The organism is Streptomyces sp. SAS_272, assembly GCF_052543235.1.
This window is the reverse complement of sequence record NZ_JBMNDR010000001.1, coordinates 62,628-82,048: the sequence shown is the minus strand read 5'-3', so window position 1 is coordinate 82,048 and position 19,421 is coordinate 62,628. Positions and strand designations below refer to the sequence as shown.

12 protein-coding genes and 1 pseudogene are annotated in these 19,421 nt (G+C 69.8%); 4 read left to right on the top strand and 9 right to left on the bottom strand.

All coding sequences use genetic code 11. From position 1 onward, the window contains the following. Positions 1-20: 20 nt before the first annotated feature. Both ACN6LD_RS00365 and ACN6LD_RS00360 read right to left on the bottom strand, forming a co-directional pair. Complete coding sequence (locus ACN6LD_RS00365) at positions 21-959, bottom strand: oxidoreductase (RefSeq protein ID WP_445042149.1); 939 nt, start codon at positions 957-959, stop codon at positions 21-23. A 138-nt stretch (positions 960-1,097) separates the two neighbouring features. Further along, positions 1,098-1,214 (bottom strand): annotated as a pseudogene (locus ACN6LD_RS00360) (AraC family transcriptional regulator); the annotation flags it as partial. Positions 1,215-1,348: 134 nt separating this feature from the next. Between ACN6LD_RS00360 and ACN6LD_RS00355 the strand changes: the two are divergent. Then, complete coding sequence (locus ACN6LD_RS00355; RefSeq protein ID WP_445042148.1) at positions 1,349-2,311, top strand: proline dehydrogenase family protein; 963 nt, start codon at positions 1,349-1,351, stop codon at positions 2,309-2,311. 228 nt (positions 2,312-2,539) lie between these two features. On the opposite strand, the gene ACN6LD_RS00350 is transcribed toward ACN6LD_RS00355, so the two are convergent. From ACN6LD_RS00350 to ACN6LD_RS00325, 6 genes are all read right to left on the bottom strand, one after another. Further along, complete coding sequence (locus ACN6LD_RS00350; protein WP_445042147.1) at positions 2,540-3,661, bottom strand: serine hydrolase domain-containing protein; 1,122 nt, start codon at positions 3,659-3,661, stop codon at positions 2,540-2,542. A gap of 327 nt (positions 3,662-3,988) precedes the next feature. Continuing rightward, positions 3,989-6,286, bottom strand: coding sequence for an FtsX-like permease family protein (locus tag ACN6LD_RS00345; protein WP_445042146.1), 2,298 nt, complete (start codon positions 6,284-6,286; stop codon positions 3,989-3,991). Further along, on the bottom strand, positions 6,283-6,963 hold the full coding sequence (locus ACN6LD_RS00340) for an ABC transporter ATP-binding protein (RefSeq protein WP_445042302.1): 681 nt from the start codon (positions 6,961-6,963) through the stop codon (positions 6,283-6,285). Before ACN6LD_RS00340 ends, ACN6LD_RS00345 begins: the two co-directional genes overlap by 4 nt. A gap of 65 nt (positions 6,964-7,028) precedes the next feature. Then, complete coding sequence (locus ACN6LD_RS00335) at positions 7,029-7,490, bottom strand: hypothetical protein (RefSeq protein WP_445042145.1); 462 nt, start codon at positions 7,488-7,490, stop codon at positions 7,029-7,031. A gap of 216 nt (positions 7,491-7,706) precedes the next feature. Further along, a complete protein-coding gene (gene ppdK, locus ACN6LD_RS00330; RefSeq protein WP_057574767.1) occupies positions 7,707-10,454 on the bottom strand; it encodes a pyruvate, phosphate dikinase in 2,748 nt (915 codons plus the stop codon). 541 nt (positions 10,455-10,995) lie between these two features. After that, positions 10,996-12,195 carry an ROK family protein gene (locus ACN6LD_RS00325; protein WP_266717469.1) on the bottom strand — a complete coding sequence of 400 codons (1,200 nt, stop codon included), beginning with the start codon at positions 12,193-12,195 and terminating at the stop codon, positions 10,996-10,998. Positions 12,196-12,527: 332 nt separating this feature from the next. On the opposite strand from ACN6LD_RS00325, the gene ACN6LD_RS00320 reads away from it, so the two are divergent. From ACN6LD_RS00320 to ACN6LD_RS00310, 3 genes are all read left to right on the top strand, one after another. Continuing rightward, positions 12,528-14,009, top strand: a complete 1,482-nt coding sequence (locus ACN6LD_RS00320; RefSeq protein WP_445042301.1) for an MGH1-like glycoside hydrolase domain-containing protein — start codon at positions 12,528-12,530, stop codon at positions 14,007-14,009. Further along, positions 14,006-15,955, top strand: coding sequence for an amylo-alpha-1,6-glucosidase (locus ACN6LD_RS00315; protein ID WP_445042144.1), 1,950 nt, complete (start codon positions 14,006-14,008; stop codon positions 15,953-15,955). Before ACN6LD_RS00320 ends, ACN6LD_RS00315 begins: the two co-directional genes overlap by 4 nt. A gap of 448 nt (positions 15,956-16,403) precedes the next feature. Beyond that, positions 16,404-18,116, top strand: coding sequence for an alkaline phosphatase family protein (locus ACN6LD_RS00310; protein ID WP_319197567.1), 1,713 nt, complete (start codon positions 16,404-16,406; stop codon positions 18,114-18,116). Positions 18,117-18,149: 33 nt separating this feature from the next. On the opposite strand, the gene dusB is transcribed toward ACN6LD_RS00310, so the two are convergent. Continuing rightward, positions 18,150-19,337 (bottom strand): tRNA dihydrouridine synthase DusB, encoded by a 1,188-nt coding sequence (gene dusB / locus ACN6LD_RS00305; protein ID WP_445042143.1) that lies wholly within the window; start codon positions 19,335-19,337, stop codon positions 18,150-18,152. Positions 19,338-19,421 lie beyond the last annotated feature (84 nt).

Below are 19,421 nucleotides of genomic sequence, written 5' to 3'. Positions count from 1 at the left end.
GGGGGCGGCGCCTTCGGGGGTCAGGCCTTCAGGGCGTCGTAGGACACCCCGGTCAGTTCCTCGGAGGCGGTCCACAGCCGCGCCGCCACCCGGTCGTCGAGGGCCCAGGGCGCGCGCCACGAAGGTCCGGGAGCGCCGCGCCACATCGCGAGGGACGGGCCGGTGAACGAGTCCGGACCCACGCCGGGCGCGGTCGCGGCGTACAGGGCGGGCAGTGCACCGGCCTCGGCGGACTGGGCGAGCACCCGGTTGCCGAGCGCCATCATCCGCTCGGCGGCCCGGCGGCCCTCCGCACGAGGACCGGCCGTCTGGAGGTTGGTCGACGCGTATCCCGGGTGCGCGGCCGCCGCCACGACGTGGGCGCCGGTCGCCGCGAGCCTGCGCGCCAGCTCGTGCGTGAAGAGCAGGTTGGCCGTCTTGGACCGCCCGTAGGCGACCCAACGCCGGTACTTTCGTCCGGAGCCGAGGTCATCGAGATCGACGGCGCCGAGCAAGTGCGCCATGCTGGACACGGTCACGACCCGGGGCCCGGGGGTCCGGTCCCCCGCGGCGAGCAGCGTGGGCAGCAGAAGCCCGGTGAGGGCGAAGTGCCCGAGGTGGTTCACCCCGAACTGCGTCTCGAACCCGTCGGCGGTGACGCCGTACGGCATCGCCATCACACCGGCGTTGTTGACGAGCAGGTCGAGCCGTTCGTACGGCAGCGACGCGGCGAACGCCCGCACGGAGGCGAGATCCCCCAGGTCGAGCGAGCCCAACTCCACCTCGGCCTGCGGCACTTCGGCACGCAACCGCTCGACGGCGTCCCTCCCCCGCGCCTCACTCCGGCAGGCGAGGACGACGCGTGCACCCCTCCGCGCGAGTTCCCGCGCGGTGACGTACCCGAGCCCGCTGTTGGCCCCGGTGACCACGGCGGTGCGACCGCGCTGATCAGGCATGTCACGCACACTCCAGGCAGCCATGGCCGTCCTTCCTCCGCACTCCCCGCCCCGTTGGCAGGCACAGCGTACGGGCGACCGTGCCCGGGGACCTGTGCGAGGGGCCTCAGCCGCCGGCCACCCGATGGCCGTCCGCGTAGCCGGTCAGCGTGTTCCCTGACGGAAGCCGTAAGCGGGCAGCGCGTCGTCGCTCCGGTCGATGCCGAAGACCTCACAGAACACGCCCAGCTCGAAGGCGCGGCTGCCTTCAAGGGCCAGGACGGCGACATCGCGAAGCATCAGTTCCGGCCTCCTTCACCACAACGACATGGCAGAAATTTCAGCCTACCTGGCATTTCTGCCACTCCCGCTGAGGCCCCGGTTCCTGGAAGGCTCGCAGCCCTACCACCACCGCATCGACAGCTGGGCGCCCGATGACCACGAACCTCCCCTCCACCGGCACTACCGCGATTTCGGCGCAGGCCGCACAGGTCCTACGCACGCTCGCGCTGGACGAGGAGCTGAAGTGGCGTATCCCGGAAGACCCGGTCCTGGGCCCCCTGGCCCGTAAGGTCGCCCGGCGCTTCGTAGCCGGCGAAGCCCTCACCGATGCGCTGGACCGCGCGGAGCGCATCCTCGCCGCCGGCCACCGCGTGAACGTGGAGTACATGGGGGAAAGCTGCCGCGACCAGCAGCGGGCCACGGCAGAGACCGATGTGTTCCTCACCGCCGCCCGACTGCTGCCGCCCGGCTGCTCGATCTCCCTCGACCTTTCTCACATCGGTCTCGCCGTCGACGAAGAACTCGCCCTGGCCAACGCCTCCCGCATCGCGCAGGCCACCGCCGAGACCGGGCGGGAGATGGTCATCTCGGCCGAAGGCTCCGACCGCACGGACGCAGTGCTGGCCCTGCACCGCGCCTTGTGCGAACGCTTCGATCACGTGGGCGTCACCGTCCAGGCGCGACTGCATCGCACGGCCGACGACCTGCGGGCGCTCCTCGCCCTTCCCGGCCGCATCCGCCTGGTCAAGGGCGCCTTCTTCGAACCCGAGGCCATCGCTTACCCGCGTGGGGCCCCCACCCTGTCCGCTGTCTACGTCGACTACGCGGAACAGCTGGCCGACTCAGGCCACCTGTGCTCCTTCGCCACCCATGACTGGGATCTGATCCACCGCATCGACCACCACCTCGGCGGGAAAGGCCACGAAGCCGCCCCCTGGGAGTTCGAAACCCTCCTCGGCCTCGGGCCCGACCGCCTCGACGTCATGGCCGAGCGAGGCCACCCCACCCGCGAGTACGTCGTCTTCGGCACCGAATGGTGGCTCTACGTCTGCAACAGGCTCGCCGAGGACCCCCAGCGCCTGCTCCAAGCCCTCGTTGACGCAGCAGCTTCCTGACCTGCCCGCACATCCGTTGCACAGGTCGCCACCGTCACCCACGATCCTTCTCGACGGAGGGCCCCAGCGATCACGACGCCCGGGACCTCCGCCAACGGGCCGTGCCGTGGGCCCGGTACACCTCGGCACAGGCCCCGGTGACCCGGACCTGATCACTCCTCGCCCCGGACACTCTCGTCCTGGGAGTCGGCTGGTGGGAGTCGGCTGGTGGGAGTCAGCTGGTGGGAGTCAGCCCGTGGCCGGGACCACAGTGCCGAAGGAGGCGGCGGCTATCTTCTGGACGTAGCGGACCTCGGCACCGTCGAATCCGGTGGGGTTGATCGAGTAGACGATCTTGCGGGAGAGGTCTCGGGTGGCGAACACACCGCTGGTGTAGCCGGGACGGGAGCCCGTCTTGCCCCAGACCACGGCACCGTTGGATGCCTTGACCCGCATCAGGCCCATGGTCATACAGGCCCGCCCGGCGTCAGCCTCGGTACGGCACTGGCTGCTGCGGAAACTGGGGACGTTCGGGACCGCGAAGAGCTCGGCCTGCTGGGCCGGCGGAAGGAAGCTCCCGCGGAAGAGCGCGGATATGAAACGGTCGAGGTCGGCGGGGGTGGAAATCATGCCGCCCTCGGCCCAGGGCCAGGGACTCTGCTCCGTGACGTCCACCGGATGCGTGGTGCCGTCCGAAGACTTGACCGTCAGATAGCCATGGGAGTGCGGGCTGGGCAGCCGCGGATCGTGGGCGTCGGGAACGTACGTATCGCGCAGGGCCAGGGGCCGGGTGATGCGGGACCGTACCTCCTCGGCGAAGCCGTGCCCGGTGACCTTCTCGACCAGCAGGCCGGCGACGTAGTAGTTCATCCCGTTGTACTGCTGCGCGGTCCCCGGCGCGAACTGCATGGGCTGGCCCGCCATCAGGTCGATCACCTGCTGCGGTGTGAAGCTCTTGAAGCGGTTGTCGGCGAACCATTCGGAACTGCCGTCCCCGAAGTCGGGGCTGGCGGCGCCGCGCGGAAGGCCGCTGGTGTGGTTGAGCAACTGACCGACAGTGACGGGCGGCAGGTCGGCAGGCACCACGCCCGGCAGATACCGCTGGACCGGCTCGTCCAGGTCGATCCGGTGCTCGGCGACGAGCTGGAGAACGATCGTGGCGGTGAACACCTTCGAGATGCTGCCGATCCGGATGTGCGCATCGGACGGCACGCCCTGACCGGTCTTCAGGTCGCCCACCCCCGAGGTGCCCGACCAGTGGCCCTCGCGACCGGTGATCCGTAACAGCGCACCGGTGACGTCCGCATTCGGCAAACCGCCGATGGCCGCCTGGAGCGCGACCGGATCCAGCCCGGGCAACGGCGCGGTCACGGCAGCGGGTGTCGGGCCCGAAGTGACGGCGGAGGCGGGCGCGGCCAACGCCGTGGCCAGCAGGCTTCCGCAGGCGGCAAGGGTGATCCAACTGATTCGACGCGCAAAGCTGTTCACTGTGGGGCGCTCCATGGATGGTGACGGTGGTGATCAGACCGGCAAGCGACCGGCCCACCACCAGTCTCATCCGCACCGACACCCCAGCCCATCAGGGAGGCCCCTGAGTCGACCCCGATCCGACCCTGGTACGCAGTCGGGCTCCCCCGCAGCGCAAGGGAAAGGGACGGCCCCCAACCGGGCACCGCCCCTCTCGCCTCACCCCCGTCATCAATCCCGCCGAATCAACTCCGGATCAATCCGCCGCCCCACCAACGGCAAGGACCCGAGAGCGGCGACGACAACGACCCCGACAGCCGCCCCCAACAACAACGGCAACCCGTCGCCGTCCCAGAAGACGGCTCCGCCGCCGGTGACCAGATAACTCGACTCAGCCATCTTCCCGATCACCACGGCCAGCACCAGGCCGACCGTCAACGGCAGAACAACTTGGGCCACTTGAACGGCCTGCAGCGTACGGGGCCTGGCCCCCAGCAACGTCAATGCAGTGACCTGCGGACGACGCTCAACGGCCCTGTCCGTGGCGGCCACAAGATAGGCCGCCACACCGATGATCAGCCCGAGGACCATGCCCACGGCCAAGAGGGTCTTGATGACGGTGATCTGCTGAAGGGCAGCGGCGTCGACGCCGTCCAACTCGACCTCGATCGTGGGATCGACTCCTGCAATGCCCTCAAGCACGGAGCGCACGGTGTCGGGGTCTGAGCTGCTGATGAGGGCAAGCGTAGCCCTGGTCTGCGGACGGAAGCCTTTGGGAAGGGCGGAGGGCGGGATCAAGACTGAGCCGCTGCCGGCCAACTGCGTCGCGGTGTCGTCGTGATATCGAATCGTCCGGGACGGGACTTGAACCGTCACAAAGCGGCGCTCCCCCTCCGCGTTCTGCAACTGGAAGGGAAAGCGCCTCCCGACCTTGCTGAACTCATTAATGGAGTAGTCAGGAATCATGAGCCGCGCGGAACGCCCTTCCACACAGTTCTCGACTACTGATGCCATGCTGCGCAACTGGTCACAGGTAGCGATCACCGCACTGATGCTGTTCGGCCACTTCTCACTGTTGGGGTCCGTCCATGAGCTCGCGAGGACGGCGTGCCCTCGCACTCCTGACACCCGTTTCATGGCCTGCTCCTCACGAGGACTCATGTCGCCGAGTGGCATCGTGTAGAGCTGCACCCGTGCGGTGTTCTTCGACACTTGGTCCAGTTCGATGAGCACCCCCTGCGTAAGGGAGGCAGCGTAGACCAGCAGCACCAGACCCGTCGCCACACGCAAAGCTCCGCCCGGCTCCATCTCGTTGCGACGCATGGCCAGGCCGAGGGACAGTGAACTCGTCACGCGGGCCACCCTGCGGGCAAGAGCACGCGAGAGAATCGGAAGCGTCAACACGAGACCCGCACCGACCAGCACGACAGCGAGGGGCATCAGGATCGAGGACAGCGAGGTCTCACTAGGGGCATGCCCAGTAGCTCCGGCCACGCAATATCCGATGACGATGCCCATGCCCGGAACGAGCGGGAGCAGGCCCCACAGGCGAGGCGGCTTCTCCACCGCGCTGCGCCGCACTGCCAGTGGGTTGGCGGCAGCCTTCTTCGCACCGGCCCTGCCCACGAACCAGGCAAGTGCCGGGCAACCCACCAGGCAAACCAGGACCGTACTCCCAGACAGTGCGCCGTCATTCGGGTACCACTTGAATCCAGGCAGCCCCACTCGTGACACCAGCTGGTTGACGACCCAGTACGCGCCCAGACCGAGAACGGCACCCAGCAGGGCTGCGGCGACAGTCTCCGCGGCGTTGACGCGCTGCGTGCCTTTCCGACTCAGGCCGAGCAGACGCAACGCGGCCAGCCTCCTCATTCGAGAGGCAGCCGACAGTCGAGCGCAAACAGATAGGAAAACCGCCAGCGGAAGCAGGACGACGCCTGCGAGAGTGAAGCGAAGGATGTCGAGCGTCGAGGGTTCGACGGTGGGATATCGCGCCTCCAGATCCCCAAAACCTGAAAAATGCCCGCCGCCCTTCACTTCGTCACGGCTGACGCCGACGTACGCGTAGAGCTCATCAGGGTGAGCAAGACCTGCGGCGGAGATGACGCCTACCTCTTTCCCAGGCAGGAGTTTAGCGAGGCCGGGATCACTACCGAGAAGTTCATGAACCCGAGGCGAAACGAAAATCTCGCCGGGTCCGGGGAGGACGGGCAGGCCTGGCGGTGGATCGATGCGACCGTTACCCAGGGCGATAAAGATTCGGGTGAATGATTCTGGGCCATAAGGGTCAAGGCGCATGAGCGCCAGGCCGCCGCCGGTAACTGAGAGACAGGAACCTCGCCCGTTTGCGCAATCCGGCTCACGCGCTGCTTTGCGAGCATCCTGCGCGGCCAGAATGCCGGGAATCGCGAGAACAACCGCGAGGCAACACACTCCGACAGCGCTACCTGCGACCATGAGCAGGAAGCGCAGTCGATTACCGCGTCCACTGCCCAGCAACAGCCTAAGACCCAGGAAGAATTCCTTCACGATGTCCCCTGAGCTTCGAGCATGCCATCGCGCATGATGTAGAGGCTATCTGCCTGAGCTGCCACTTGGTCGTCGTGCGTCACCAGCACAACTGCGGTCCCTTGAGAGCGGGCAAGAGCAAGAAACTCCCCCAGCACAGCTGTGGCGTTGGCACTGTCAAGCGATCCAGTGGGCTCGTCCGCGAACACCACTGCCGGTTTATGCACCAGAGCCCGAGCTACAGCGATACGTTGACTCTGCCCTCCCGAAACCTGCGAAGGCCTACGCGTCCGCAAATCTGCCACCCCGAGTCGTTCCAGGACTTCGCCAGCGGCCGCAAGTGCCGGAGCTTTACGTTGACCGGCTAGCCTCAGAGGCAGAGCCGTGTTTTCTTCTACCGTCAACTCCGGGATCAATTCACCGTACTGGAAGACAAATCCGAAGCGCTCACGACGCAAACCGCTGAGTTCCTCATCATCGAGTTCACCGAGTGCGCGCCCCTCGAAGCGAACCTCGCCGCGCGCAACGGGCAAGACCCCAGCAAGACAGTACAGGAGGGATGATTTACCGGAACCGCTCTGCCCGGTGATAGCCGCAATCTCGCCCCGACAGAGGCTGATCGCAGCGGCCCTGACAGCGGGTGTCTCCCCGTACGAGAGCTCAACGCCGTTGGCGGAAAGAACTTCTGACGTGTTGATGTCTTTCCCCTATCAAGAGCCCGAGCCCAGGCGTGTCCACCTGGGCTCGGAGTTTCACAACAAGCTCAGCCTTGGTCCCAGTTATGCGAAAAAGATTGCACCGGTGCGCAGTTGTCGGGGCGAAGCGATCCTCGATCGCGACACACCCGGAGCTTCACTTTCCCGGTGTACCGCTGTGCGCCATCCCAATTCGACCGATGCAGACGGACCGAGCTCCGCTGCTTGCCGTAGTAGCGGACCCACTCGTGCCCGTGGACTTTTACCTCTACGTAGACGTTGTGTCGGTCCGTCGCAATGGCGTCTTCAAGCTGGCCCCACCATTCGAATGCTCCGTGATTGACACCGGGTCGGTTGAACACGTAATGCCCCTCGGTGAACGCGACACCTTGCGGCTCGAGCACCGGGATCTGCCCCCTCGCCGGCGAGGCGAACGCTGCCACCGCCGCGCTGAGCACCAGGCCCACTGAAGCCACGCCGAGCACTGCCCTCTTCACACGTACCTCCATCACCACCAGCGACGCTGTCATCGCCTTGAGTAACGGACTGTAGCGGTGCGTATGTTGACAGAAACGATCTATCACCTCGTAACCACCACATCAGGTGATCGACTTCCAGCCACCCCATGCAAAAAGAAGACGGCACCCCCCGCACAGGGGTGCCGTCTTTCTTGTGGGCCGGGGCCGCCGTCGATCGGTGAGGGTCGGGGACCGGCGGCGGCTCCGGGGTTTTTCGCCCGGCAGGGCTCAGCGGTGGTCGCTGCCCGCCGACTGGGTCGCCGCCCGGCCTGCCTCGAGGCGGGCGACCGGGATGCGGAACGGGGAGCAGGAGACGTAGTCCAGGCCGACCTCGTGGAAGAAGTGCACGGACTCCGGGTCGCCGCCGTGTTCGCCGCAGACGCCGAGCTTCAGGTCGGGGCGGGTCGCGCGGCCCGCCTCCGCCGCGGACTTGACCAGTGAGCCGACGCCGTCCCTGTCGATGGTCTCGAAGGGGCTGACGCCGAAGATGCCCTTCTCCAGGTAGGCCGTGAAGAACGAGGCCTCCACGTCGTCGCGGCTGAAGCCCCACACCGTCTGCGTGAGGTCGTTCGTGCCGAAGGAGAAGAACTCGGCCGCCTCGGCGATCTGGCCGGCGGTGAGGGCCGCCCGCGGGAGTTCGATCATCGTGCCGATCGCGAGCTTCAGCTCGACGCCGGTGGCAGCCTCGACCTCGGCGATGACCTGGTCGGCCTCCTCGCGGACGATCTCCAGCTCCTGGACCGTGCCGACCAGCGGGATCATGATCTCGGCACGCGGGTCGCCCTTGGCGTTGCGGCGCTCCGCGGCCGCCTCGGCGATGGCGCGGACCTGCATCGTGAACAGGCCGGGGATGACCAGCCCCAGGCGCACGCCGCGCAGGCCCAGCATCGGGTTCTGCTCGTGCAGCCGGTGCACCGCCTGCAGCAGCCGCAGGTCGTTCTCGTGCGACTCCTGGCGGGACTCGGCCAGCGCCACCCGTACGGACAGCTCGGTGATGTCGGGCAGGAACTCGTGCAGCGGCGGGTCCAGGAGACGCACCGTCACCGGGAGGCCGTCCATGGCCTCGAAGAGCTCGACGAAGTCCTTCTTCTGCAGCGGCAGCAGCTGCTTCAGCGACTCCTCGCGCTCCTCCTGCGTGTCCGCCAGGATCAGGCGCTCCACCTGCTCGCGGCGGTCGCCGAGGAACATGTGCTCGGTACGGCACAGGCCGATGCCCTGGGCGCCGAAGCGACGGGCGCGCAGCGCGTCCTCGGCGTTGTCGGCGTTGGCGCGGACGCGCAGCCGGCGCTTGCGGTCGGCGAAGGCCATGATGCGGTGGACTGCTTCGACGAGCTCGTCGGCGTCGTCGGCGCCCGCGTGCATGCGGCCCTCGAAGTACTCGACGACCGGGGACGGTACGACGGGTACCTCGCCCAGGTAGACCTTGCCGGAGGAGCCGTCGATGGAGATGACGTCGCCCTCCTCCACCACGTGGCCGCCCGGCACGGTCATCCGGCGGCGCTTGGTGTCGACCTCGAGCTCCTCCGCGCCGCAGACGCAGGTCTTGCCCATGCCGCGGGCCACGACCGCCGCGTGGGAGGTCTTGCCGCCGCGGCTGGTCAGGATGCCCTCGGCGGCGATCATGCCGTCCAGGTCGTCGGGGTTCGTCTCACGGCGGACGAGGATGACCTTCTCGCCGGAGCGCGACCACTTCACGGCCGTGTAGGAGTCGAAGACCGCCTTGCCGACGGCCGCGCCGGGCGAGGCCGCGATGCCCCGGCCGACCTTCTCGACCTTCGCGTCCTCGTCGAAGCGGGGGAACATCAGCTGGGCGAGCTGCGCGCCGTTGACGCGCTGCAGCGCCTCCGTCTCGTCGATCAGGCCCTGGTCGACGAGCTGGGTGGCGATGCGGAAGGCGGCGCCGGCGGTGCGCTTGCCCACGCGCGTCTGAAGCATCCACAGATGGCCGCGCTCGATGGTGAACTCGATGTCGCAGAGGTCCTTGTAGTGGTTCTCCAGCGTCTCCATGATGCCGAGCAGCTGGTCGTAGGACTTCTTGTCGATCTGTTCCAGTTCGGCGAGCGGGACGGTGTTGCGGATGCCGGCGACGACGTCCTCGCCCTGGGCGTTCTGGAGGTAGTCGCCGTAGACGCCCTGGTGGCCCGAGGCGGGGTCGCGGGTGAAGGCGACTCCGGTGCCCGAGTCGGGGCCGAGGTTGCCGAAGACCATGGAGCAGACGTTGACCGCGGTGCCGAGGTCGCCGGGGATGCGCTCCTGGCGGCGGTAGAGCTTGGCGCGGTCGCCGTTCCAGGACTCGAAGACGGCCTTGATGGCGAGGTCCATCTGCTCGCGCGGGTCCTGCGGGAAGTCCCGGCCGGCCTCGGTCTTGACGATCTTCTTGAAGCGGGTGACCAGCTTCTTCAGGTCGGCCGCCTCCAGCTCGGTGTCGACGGCGACCTTCTTCGCCTTCTTCGCCGCCTCCAGCGCGTCCTCGAAGAGCTCGCCGTCGACGCCGAGGACCGTCTTGCCGAACATCTGGATCAGCCGGCGGTAGGAGTCCCAGGCGAAGCGGGCGTCGCCGGCCTGCTCGGCCAGGCCCTGGACGGACTTGTCGGAGAGGCCGATGTTCAGGACGGTGTCCATCATTCCCGGCATGGAGAACTTCGCGCCGGAGCGTACGGACACCAGCAGCGGGTCGTCGGCCTGGCCGAGCTTCTTGCCCATGCGGTCCTCGAGGGCGACGAGGTGTGCACTCACCTCGTCACGCAGTGCCGCCGGCTCTTCGCCGCTGTCGAGGTAGACCTTGCAGGCCTCGGTGGTGATGGTGAAGCCGGGAGGGACGGGGAGGCCCAGGTTGGTCATCTCGGCGAGGTTCGCGCCCTTGCCGCCGAGGAGGTCCTTGAGTTCCTTGTTGCCCTCGGTGAAGTCGTAGACGAACTTCACGCCCTCAACGCTCGCGGCCTGCTCGGCACCATGAAGATCTTTGTTTTCCGACACGGGTCTCGACTCCTCGAGGACGCGGTGGCTGCCCTGACGGGCAGGAACATACCCAGATCAAAGGCTTCTGGGTACGTCCACTTGCGCGTCATGCGCGCGTAACCAGCCGTCCGCCAGCGGATCGAAAGTCAAGGCTTGGCAAGCGCAGAGCAGTCGATGTTTTCACCTCTTGAACGCAAGCACCTCCCATCCGTCTTCTATCGCGCTCACATGAGCATCGAGTGGCGCGATTGTTTTCGATCGATGAACGATCAAGGGGTGGCACTCAGTGCCACCCCTTGGAGAAGTGCAGCCGCTCCGGATTTGCTCATCTGAGCACTGCCCCCCTCAGGGGTGGCGAGAATCACGCTTCCTCAGACCTCCCGATGTCACCATGCGGACGCCCCCGCGGACGGAGCCCGGCAACGGAAATCCGTCCGTCACACGAGCGCCGGCCGCACGAGCGCCCGTCCCGGCAGCACCTGTCACACGAGCACCTGTCACACGAGCACCCGTTGCACGGGCACCCGGTCAGCCGAGCACCCCGTCACACGAGCGTCCCTCAGACCCCCAGGGCCAGCAACCGCGCCTCGGCCCGCTCGGGCGCGTAGAGGTGCTCCACGACCAGCGCGCCCGCCCCGACCAGGCCCGCCCGCTCCCCCAGCCGCGAGGTCACGACGTCCAGCCGGGCCGTGGAGCGGGGCAGCGCCCGCTGGTAGAGCAGCTCCCGTACGCCGGTGAGGAAAGCGGTTCCGGCCAGATCCCCGGCGATCATCAGCACACCGGGATTGAGCAGCGTCACGACCGTCGCGAGCACGTCCCCGACCCTGCGGCCCGCCTCACGGGCCAGTGCGGCCGCCTCGGGGTGCCCGGCGGCGAGCAGGTCGCGCACATCCGAGCCGGACGCGGCCGGCACTCCCGCCTCCGCGAGCCGGCGGGCCACGGCGCCTCCGCTGGCGACGGCCGCGAGACAGCCGTGCGAACCGCAACGGCACAGCGCGTCAGCGCCCACCCGGATGTGCCCGATGTCGCCGGCTCCGCCGTCCACGCCCCGGAAGATCGCGCCGTCGACCACGACGCCGGCGCCGATGCCGGTCGACACCTTGACCAGCACGAACGCCGAGCAGTCGGGGTGGCCGGTGCGCTGTTCGCCGTACGCCATGAGGTTCGCGTCGTTGTCGACGAGGACCGGGACCGCGGCCGGCGCCCCGGCCCGTTCCGTGAAGGCGCGGGACAGGCGGCCCCGTATGTCGTAGCCGTCCCAGCCCGGCATGATCGGCGGCTGGACGACCCGCCCGGTCCCGGAGTCCACGGGGCCGGGGACGCCGAGTCCGATGCCGCAGACCTCTTCCGGCCGGTGGCCCGCCTTCTCCAGCAGGTCGGCGAACCAGCCGCCGAGCGCGCCGAGCACGGCGTCCGGGCCGTCCTCGACGACCAGCGTGCCGCCGCACTCCGCCAGGATCTCCCCCGTCAGCGTCAGCACTGCGGCGCGCGCGTGTCTGGTGTCCAGGTCCGCCGCGAGGACGACCGCGTGGGCGTCGTCGAACTCGAGGGTGATCGAGGGGCGGCCCCCCAACGGGGAGTCCACCGGGCCGCCGGCGCCCTCGCGCAGCCAGCCCGCGCGGAACAGGCGGTCCAGGCGCTGGCCCACGGTGGCCCGGGAGAGTCCGGTGGCCTGCTGGAGGGCGCCGCGGGTCGTCGCGCGGCCCGTGCGCACCAGTTCGAGCAGATCTCCGGCGCTGCCCTGGCCTCGTCCCGTCATGCGCACCCCCTTGTGTTCATCAAGCCTGCATTACATATTGAGTTCTGCGTGTTAAATAGACGTAACCCTACGGTAGCCACTGCCGGGCCACTGCCGCGCGCGGTGGTCTCGTCGTCTTCGGGGAGCCCCGCGTGGATCGCACTGCCCAGCTGGTCGGCCGCGCGGCCGAGCCTGCCGCCGCAAGCCTTACAGACGCCGCAGGCATCCCCGACATCTTGGATATCCCGGACATCCGAGATGCCCCGGACATCTCGGACGTCCGAGAGGTTCCAGAGCCCCCACAGCTCCAAGGGCTCCAAGGGCTCCCAGAGCTCCGAGACGTCCCTGACGCGATCGGCGGCTCCGCTTCCCTCCGTGCCCTGCACAGGGGAGCGGTGGCGGTGCTGGACGCCAACTGGACGGGCACGTCGACGGTTCCCTCGCGCGGCCTGTACCCGCACCAGTGGTCCTGGGACTCGGCGTTCGTCGCCATCGGACTGCGGCACGTCTCGCCGCGCCGGGCGCAGACCGAGCTGGAGACGCTGCTGAACGCCCAGTGGGGCGACGGGCGCATCCCGCACATCGTCTTCAACCCCTCCGTGCCGCTCGACGCGTACTTCCCGAGCCCCGACTTCTGGCGCTCCTCGACCGCGGGGCGCGCTGCGGGCGCCCCGCGCACCGTACAGACCTCCGGCATCGTGCAGCCACCGGTGCACGCGCTCGCGGCCTGGCTGGTGCACCGCGCCGATCCGGGGCTCTCGCGGGCCCGCGGCTTCCTCGCTCGGGTGTACCCGCGGCTGGCCGCCTGGCACCGCTATCTGGTGCACCGGCGCGACCTGGGGGGCGGCGGGCTGGCGTCGGTCGTCCACCCGTGGGAGCAGGGCATGGACAACTCTCCGAGCTGGGACGCCCCGCTCGCCCGGATCGCCCCCGCCCCCGCCCGTTCCTTCCGCCGCGCCGACCTCGACCACGGGGCGGCCGAGGACCGTCCGACGGACCTGGACTACGGGCGGTACGTGCGGCTGGCGACGCAATACCGGGACGCGGGCTACGCCGACACGGGCCATGTCCACATGGGCCACGCGCACATGGACCGCGCCCACATGGGCCACCCCCACCCAGGTCATGCGCACACCCGAACCCACGCAGACCACACCGGCCACACCGGCCACGCCGGCCACGCTCACGCAGACCACGTCGGCGGCTTCGCCGTCGAGGACCCCTCGTTCAACGCGCTGCTCATCGCATCCGAGCACGCCCTCGCGCACATCGCGGAGGAGCTGGGGGCGACGGGCGCGGCCCGCCGTGCGCGCGCGGAGCGGCTGACGGCGGCGCTCGTCGAGCGGCTGTGGGATCCCGCGGAGGGCATGTTCTTCTGCCGGGACGTCAACGGCGGGGGGCTGGTGCCGGAACGCGGCGTATCCGGCCTCGTCCCGCTCCTGGTGCCCGGCCTGCCGCGCGACGTCGCCGCCGCCCTCGTACGGACCCTGCGCGGACCGCACTTCGGGCTCGGCTCCACCACCCTCCTCGTGCCCAGCTACGACCTGCTCGGCGAGGCCTTCGACCCGCACCGCTACTGGCGGGGCCCCGCCTGGTTCAACACGAGCTGGCTGCTGGAGCGGGGTCTCGCACTGCACGGCGAGCACGCCGGGGCGGAGGCACTGCGCCGGGCGGTGCTCGACCTCGCGGGCTCCTCGGACTTCGCCGAGTACGTCGACCCGTACACCGGCGAGGCCTGCGGCACGACCGGCTTCAGCTGGACCGCCGCGCTCACGCTCGACCTCGTCCACCGGGACGGGCCGGGCTCCGGTACCAAGGGAGGGGACCTGGCATGACGGACCGGCATCATCTGCTCGTGTACGGCGGGACGTTCGCCGCCGTGGACGACCGCGGGGACATCAGCGGAGTGAGGGGGACCGGCACGGCCGCCGGGTCCCCGGAGGGACTGTTCGTCCGGGACGCCCGGCACCTCAGCCGGTGGCAGCTGACCGTCGACGGCGCCGTGCCGGACATGCTCTCGCCGGTGACGGACGGCGACGGCGCCCGGTGCGTGCTGGTGCCGCGCGGCGGGCGCGACGAACCGCCGTCCTGCACGGTCTTCCGCGAACAGGCCGTCGGGGACAGCTCGTTCGTGGAGTCGCTGCGGGTGGTCAGCAACCGTCCGGTGGCCACGACGGTACGTCTCGCGGTCACCGCCGACGCCGACTTCGCCGACCAGTTCGAGCTGCGCGCCGACCACCGCACCTACGCGAAGACCGGGGCCGTCCGCCGCCGCCAGGTGCTCGACGACGGGGTGGAGTTCGGCTACCGGCGCGGAGCATGGGCGTCCTGCACGACGGTGACGGCCGAGCCCGCGCCGGACGGCGTGGAGGAGACCGGCACCGGGGCACGCCGTCTGGTGTGGAGGCTGGAGCTGGAACCGCACGGCACGGCCGAGCTGGTCCTGCGGGTGATGGCCCGGCCGCACGGCGAGCGGCGGGCCTTGCGCGTGCCTCGCTCGCCGGCCTCGGTCGCCGGTCAACTGCAGGCACTGGAGGACGAGTTCACCGAGGGGGTGGCGTTCCCCACCGGCTGGCCCGACCTGGCGGCCGCCTGTGCCCGCGGTCTCGCGGACCTGGCGGCGCTCCAGGTCCTCGCGAACGGTCCGGACGGCGAGGAGCTGCGCGTGCCGGCGGCGGGCGCCCCCTGGTTCCTGACCCTGCTGGGCCGCGACGCCCTCCTCACCTCACTCTTCACGCTCCCCTACCGTCCCCGCACGGCCGCCGCCACGCTGCTGGCGCTGGCCGCGGCCCAGGCCACCGAGGCGTCGCCGCGCACGGTGTCCCAGCCCGGCAAGATCGTGCACGAAGTACGGCACGGCGAGCTCGCGCACTTCGGGCAGGTGCCGTTCGGCCGCTACTACGGATCGGTCGACGCCACCCCGTTGTTCCTCGTGCTGCTCGGCGCGTACGTCGAACGGACCGCGGACACCGCGCTGGCCCGGCGGCTGGAGCCGCACGCTCGGGCGGCGGTCGGCTGGATGCTGGACCACGGCGGCCTCACCACCCGCGGCTACCTGGTCTACCGGGCCGATCAGGGCGGTCTGGCCAACCAGAACTGGAAGGACTCCCCCGGTTCCATCTGCTCCGCCGACGGGGTGCGGGCGACGGGGGCCGTGACGGCGGCCGGGGCGCAGGGGTATGCCTACGACGCGCTGCGCCGCACGGCGTGGACGGCGCGCACGGTGTGGGGCGACGCGTCGTACGCGGCCCTGCTGGAACAGGCGGCCGCCGACCTCCGCGACCGTTTCCAGCAGGACTTCTGGATGCCGGACCGTTCCTTCCCGGCGCTGGCCCTCGACGGCGCGGGCCGTCAGGTGGACGCGCTCGCCTCGGACGCCGGGCATCTGCTGTGGTCCGGGCTGCTGGACAAGGAGTACGGGGAGGTGGTGGGCCGGCGCCTGCTCGAGCCGGACTTCTTCTCCGGCTGGGGCGTGCGCACGCTGGCGGCCGGGCAGCCGGCGTACCACCCGCTCTCCTACCACCGGGGCTCGGTCTGGCCGCACGACAACGCGCTGATCACGCTGGGCCTCGCCCGCTACGGCCTGCACGACGAGGCCCGGACGGTCGCGCACGCGCTGGTCGACGCGGCGGCCGCGACGGGCCACCGGCTCCCCGAGGTGCTCGCCGGCTACGGCCGCGACACCCACGCGGTGCCGGTGCCGTACCCGCACGCGTGCGCGCGGGAGTCCCGGTCGGCTGCGGCGCCGCTGGCCCTGCTGACGGCGGTCGGCGGCGCGTAGCCGCGGTGGCGGGGTGACGGGGTGACGGGGTGACGGGGGCGGGAGCGGAGGTGTTTGGCGTGGCGTTTGCGCGGTGTTTGCCGAGCGCTGGCCGAGGGGGCTGAACGCGGGCCGGGGGCAGGCCGTACGAAACTGTGGCGGATCCGGCCCGCCTCGGATCCGCCGATCGCCAGGCTTCGTACGGAAGGACCCTCGGGTGCCTGTCTCCACCTCCACCCCCTCATCCCCGCTTCCCGACTCGACGGACCCCGAGGAGGCGCCGACGTCCACGACCGAACCGGCGGAGCCCGCGGAGGAAGCGGCGGAGCCCGCAACCGGGACGGCGGGGGCGGCGGAGCCCGCGGAGACGACCGATCCCGGCCCGGCGGGGGCCGTGGGGGAAGCGGAACAGCCCGCAGGGGAACCGGAACAGCCCGCAGGGAAATCGGAACAGCCCGCAGGGGAAGCGGTGCAAGCAGCAGGGGACGTCGCGGACGGGGCGGGCGTTGTCGCGGAGGCTCGCTGGTGGCAGTGGCGGAGCCGGCACCCCCGGGCCGCCCGGGTGGTGTGGTGGACGGTGACCGTCCTCGCGTTCGGGCTCGTGCTCGGGGCTCTGCTGCTGCCCAACCGGATCGCCGGGCTCGAGGTCAACAGGTTCACGCGGCTGCCCGTGGAGGCGATCATCGGGGCGGCCCTGCTGCTGGCGCTGCCCCGGCGGCCGCGGACGGCGGTCGCGGTGCTGGGCGGGGTGCTCCTCGGCGCGCTGACCGTGCTGAACGTGCTCGACATGGAGTTCACCGAGTATCTGGGCCGTGACTTCGACCTCGTCCTGGACTGGGGCCTGCTGGACGACGCCCAGTCGTATGTGGCCGACTCGATGGGCCGGGCCACGGCGGTGGGCGCCGCGATCGGCCTCGTCCTGCTCGTCGTGCTGCTGTCCGCGCTGATGGCGCTGGCGACGGTCCGGATCGGCAACCTGATGGCGCGCGACACCCGGCGGGCGACCCGGGCGACGCTGATCGCGGCCACGGCCTGGGTCACCTGTTCCGTCGTGGGCCTGCAGATCGCCGGGATGCCCGTCGCCTCGCACCGCAGCGCGGACACGCTCGTGAAGAAGGCCCGGCAGGTGCGGCAGACCATCAAGGACGAGGCCACGTTCGGCAAGGAGGTCCGTCACGACACGTTCGGCGCCACCCCGGCCGACCAGCTCGTGCCGGACCTGCGCGGCAAGGACATGATCTTCACGTTCATCGAGAGCTACGGCCGCAGCGCCATCGAGGACCCGGTCATGGCGCCCGGCGTCGACAGGACGCTGGGCACGAGCACGCAGGCGCTGACGAAGGCCGGCTTCCACGCCAAGAGCGGCTGGCTGACGTCGGCCACGTACGGCGGCAGCAGCTGGCTCGGCCACTCCACCACGCTGTCCGGCCTGTGGGTCGACAACCAGCAGCGCTACCGCTCGGTGATGGCCAGCGACCACCTGTCCTTGACGAAGGCGTTCAAGAAGACCGGCGCCTGGGACACCGTCGGTGTGATGCCGGGCATCCAGAAGGGCTGGCCGGAGGCCAAGTACTACGGACTGGAGAAGGTCTACAACGCTTTCGAGATGGGTTATCAGGGGCCGAAGTTCAGCTGGTCGACGATGCCCGACCAGTACGCCCTGGAGGCGTTCCAGCGGCTGGAGCACGGCCGCACCGACCGCGACAAGCCGCTGATGTCGGAGATCATCCTGACCTCCAGCCACCAGCCCTGGGCCCCGATCCCGAAGATGGTGGACTGGGACGCCATCGGCGACGGCTCGGTCTTCGAGGGAATCGAGAAGGCCGGCAAGAAGGCGTCGGACGTCATCGCCGACGGCACCGCCTCCAAGGAGGAGTACGGCAAGTCCATCCAGTACTCGGTGACCGCGCTGACCCAGTGGCTCGAGCGCTACGGCACCGACGACACGGTGCTGGTCGTCCTCGGCGACCACCAGCCGATCGCCCGGGTCAGCGGCGACAACGCCAGCCGGGACGTGCCGATCTCCCTCATCGCCAAGGATCCGAAGGTCCTCGACAAGATCGCCGGCTGGAACTGGACGGACGGCCTCAAGCCGGCCCACAACGCCCCGGTATGGAAGATGAGCGCGTTCCGCGACAAGTTCCTCACCGCCTACGGCTCGACCCCCCACCCGACGGGCTGACCGGCGGGGAGGGGCCGGGGGCCGCTGGGCCCCTCAGCCGCCCGAGGTGTCGAGTTCCGCTTCCTCGCTGATGCCCGCGCAGTCGTACGGGTCCTTCAGCCAGCCGTCCGGGAGGACGACCCTGTTGTTGCCGGAGGTGCGGCCGCGGGGCCCGTCGGCGCCGGCGGGCCAGGGCTGGTCGAGGTCCAGTTCGTCCAGTCCGGCGCGCAGTTCGGCGAGGGAGGACGTGATCGCGAGGCGTTTGCGCATCTCGCTGCCGACCGCGAAGCCCTTGAGGTACCAGGCGACGTGCTTGCGGAAGTCGACGACGCCCTTGGACTCGTCGCCGATCCATTCGCCGAGCAGGGTCGCGTGGCGGACCATGACGTCGGCGACCTCGCGCAGCGACGGCTCTGCGATGTCGTCCGGGCGGCCCTCGAAGGCGGCCACGAGGTCGGCGAACAGCCACGGCCGGCCCAGGCAGCCGCGTCCGACGACGACTCCGTCGCAGCCGGTCTCGCGGACCATCCGCAGCGCGTCCTGCGCCGACCAGATGTCTCCGTTGCCGAGGACGGGGATCTCCGGGACGTGTTCCTTCAGGCGCGCGATCGCCTCCCAGTCGGCCGTGCCGCCGTAGTGCTGGGCGGCTGTGCGGCCGTGCAGGGCGATGGCCGTCACGCCCTCCTCGACGGCGATGCGGCCCGCGTCGAGGTAGGTGATGTGGTCGTCGTCGATGCCCTTGCGCATCTTCATGGTGACGGGCAGGTCGCCGGCGCCGCTGACGGCCTCGCGCAGGATCGCGCGCAGCAGGTGGCGCTTGTACGGGAGCGCGGAACCGCCGCCCTTGCGGGTCACCTTGGGGACGGGGCAGCCGAAGTTGAGGTCGATGTGGTCGGCGAGATCTTCCTCCGCGATCATGCGGACGGCCTTGCCGACGGTGGCCGGGTCGACGCCGTACAGCTGGATCGAACGCGGCTTCTCGCTCGCCTCGAAGCGGATCAGCTGCATGGTCTTCTCGTTGCGTTCGACCAGCGCCCGGGTCGTGATCATCTCGCTGACGAACAGGCCCTTGCCGCCGCCGGCTCCATCCTTCGCTGCGCCTCCGGCGAAGCCTTCGCCTTCGGCGAAGTGCCTGCACAGGGTGCGGAAGGGCGCGTTCGTGATCCCGGCCATGGGGGCCAGGACGACGGGCGGCCGGACGGTGTGCGGGCCGATCTGCAGGGGGGGCACGGGCGTGGACATTGCTCCATTGTCGCGTACGCGAAGGGGTACCCGGCTTCCTGTTCTCCGATGGATCATGTACCACTCATTAGTTAGACGCACTAT

What these genes read in the sequence shown, in the direction of transcription:
- ACN6LD_RS00365 (WP_445042149.1), bottom strand. Translation starts at nt 959, where the DNA reads ATGGCTGCCTGGAGTGTGCGTGACATGCCTGATCAGCGCGGTCGCACC.
- ACN6LD_RS00335 (WP_445042145.1), bottom strand. Translation starts at nt 7,490, where the DNA reads ATGACAGCGTCGCTGGTGGTGATGGAGGTACGTGTGAAGAGGGCAGTG.
- ACN6LD_RS00315 (WP_445042144.1), top strand. Translation starts at nt 14,006, where the DNA reads ATGACGGACCGGCATCATCTGCTCGTGTACGGCGGGACGTTCGCCGCC.
- ACN6LD_RS00355 (WP_445042148.1), top strand. Translation starts at nt 1,349, where the DNA reads ATGACCACGAACCTCCCCTCCACCGGCACTACCGCGATTTCGGCGCAG.
- dusB (WP_445042143.1), bottom strand. Translation starts at nt 19,337, where the DNA reads ATGTCCACGCCCGTGCCCCCCCTGCAGATCGGCCCGCACACCGTCCGG.
- ACN6LD_RS00325 (WP_266717469.1), bottom strand. Translation starts at nt 12,195, where the DNA reads ATGACGGGACGAGGCCAGGGCAGCGCCGGAGATCTGCTCGAACTGGTG.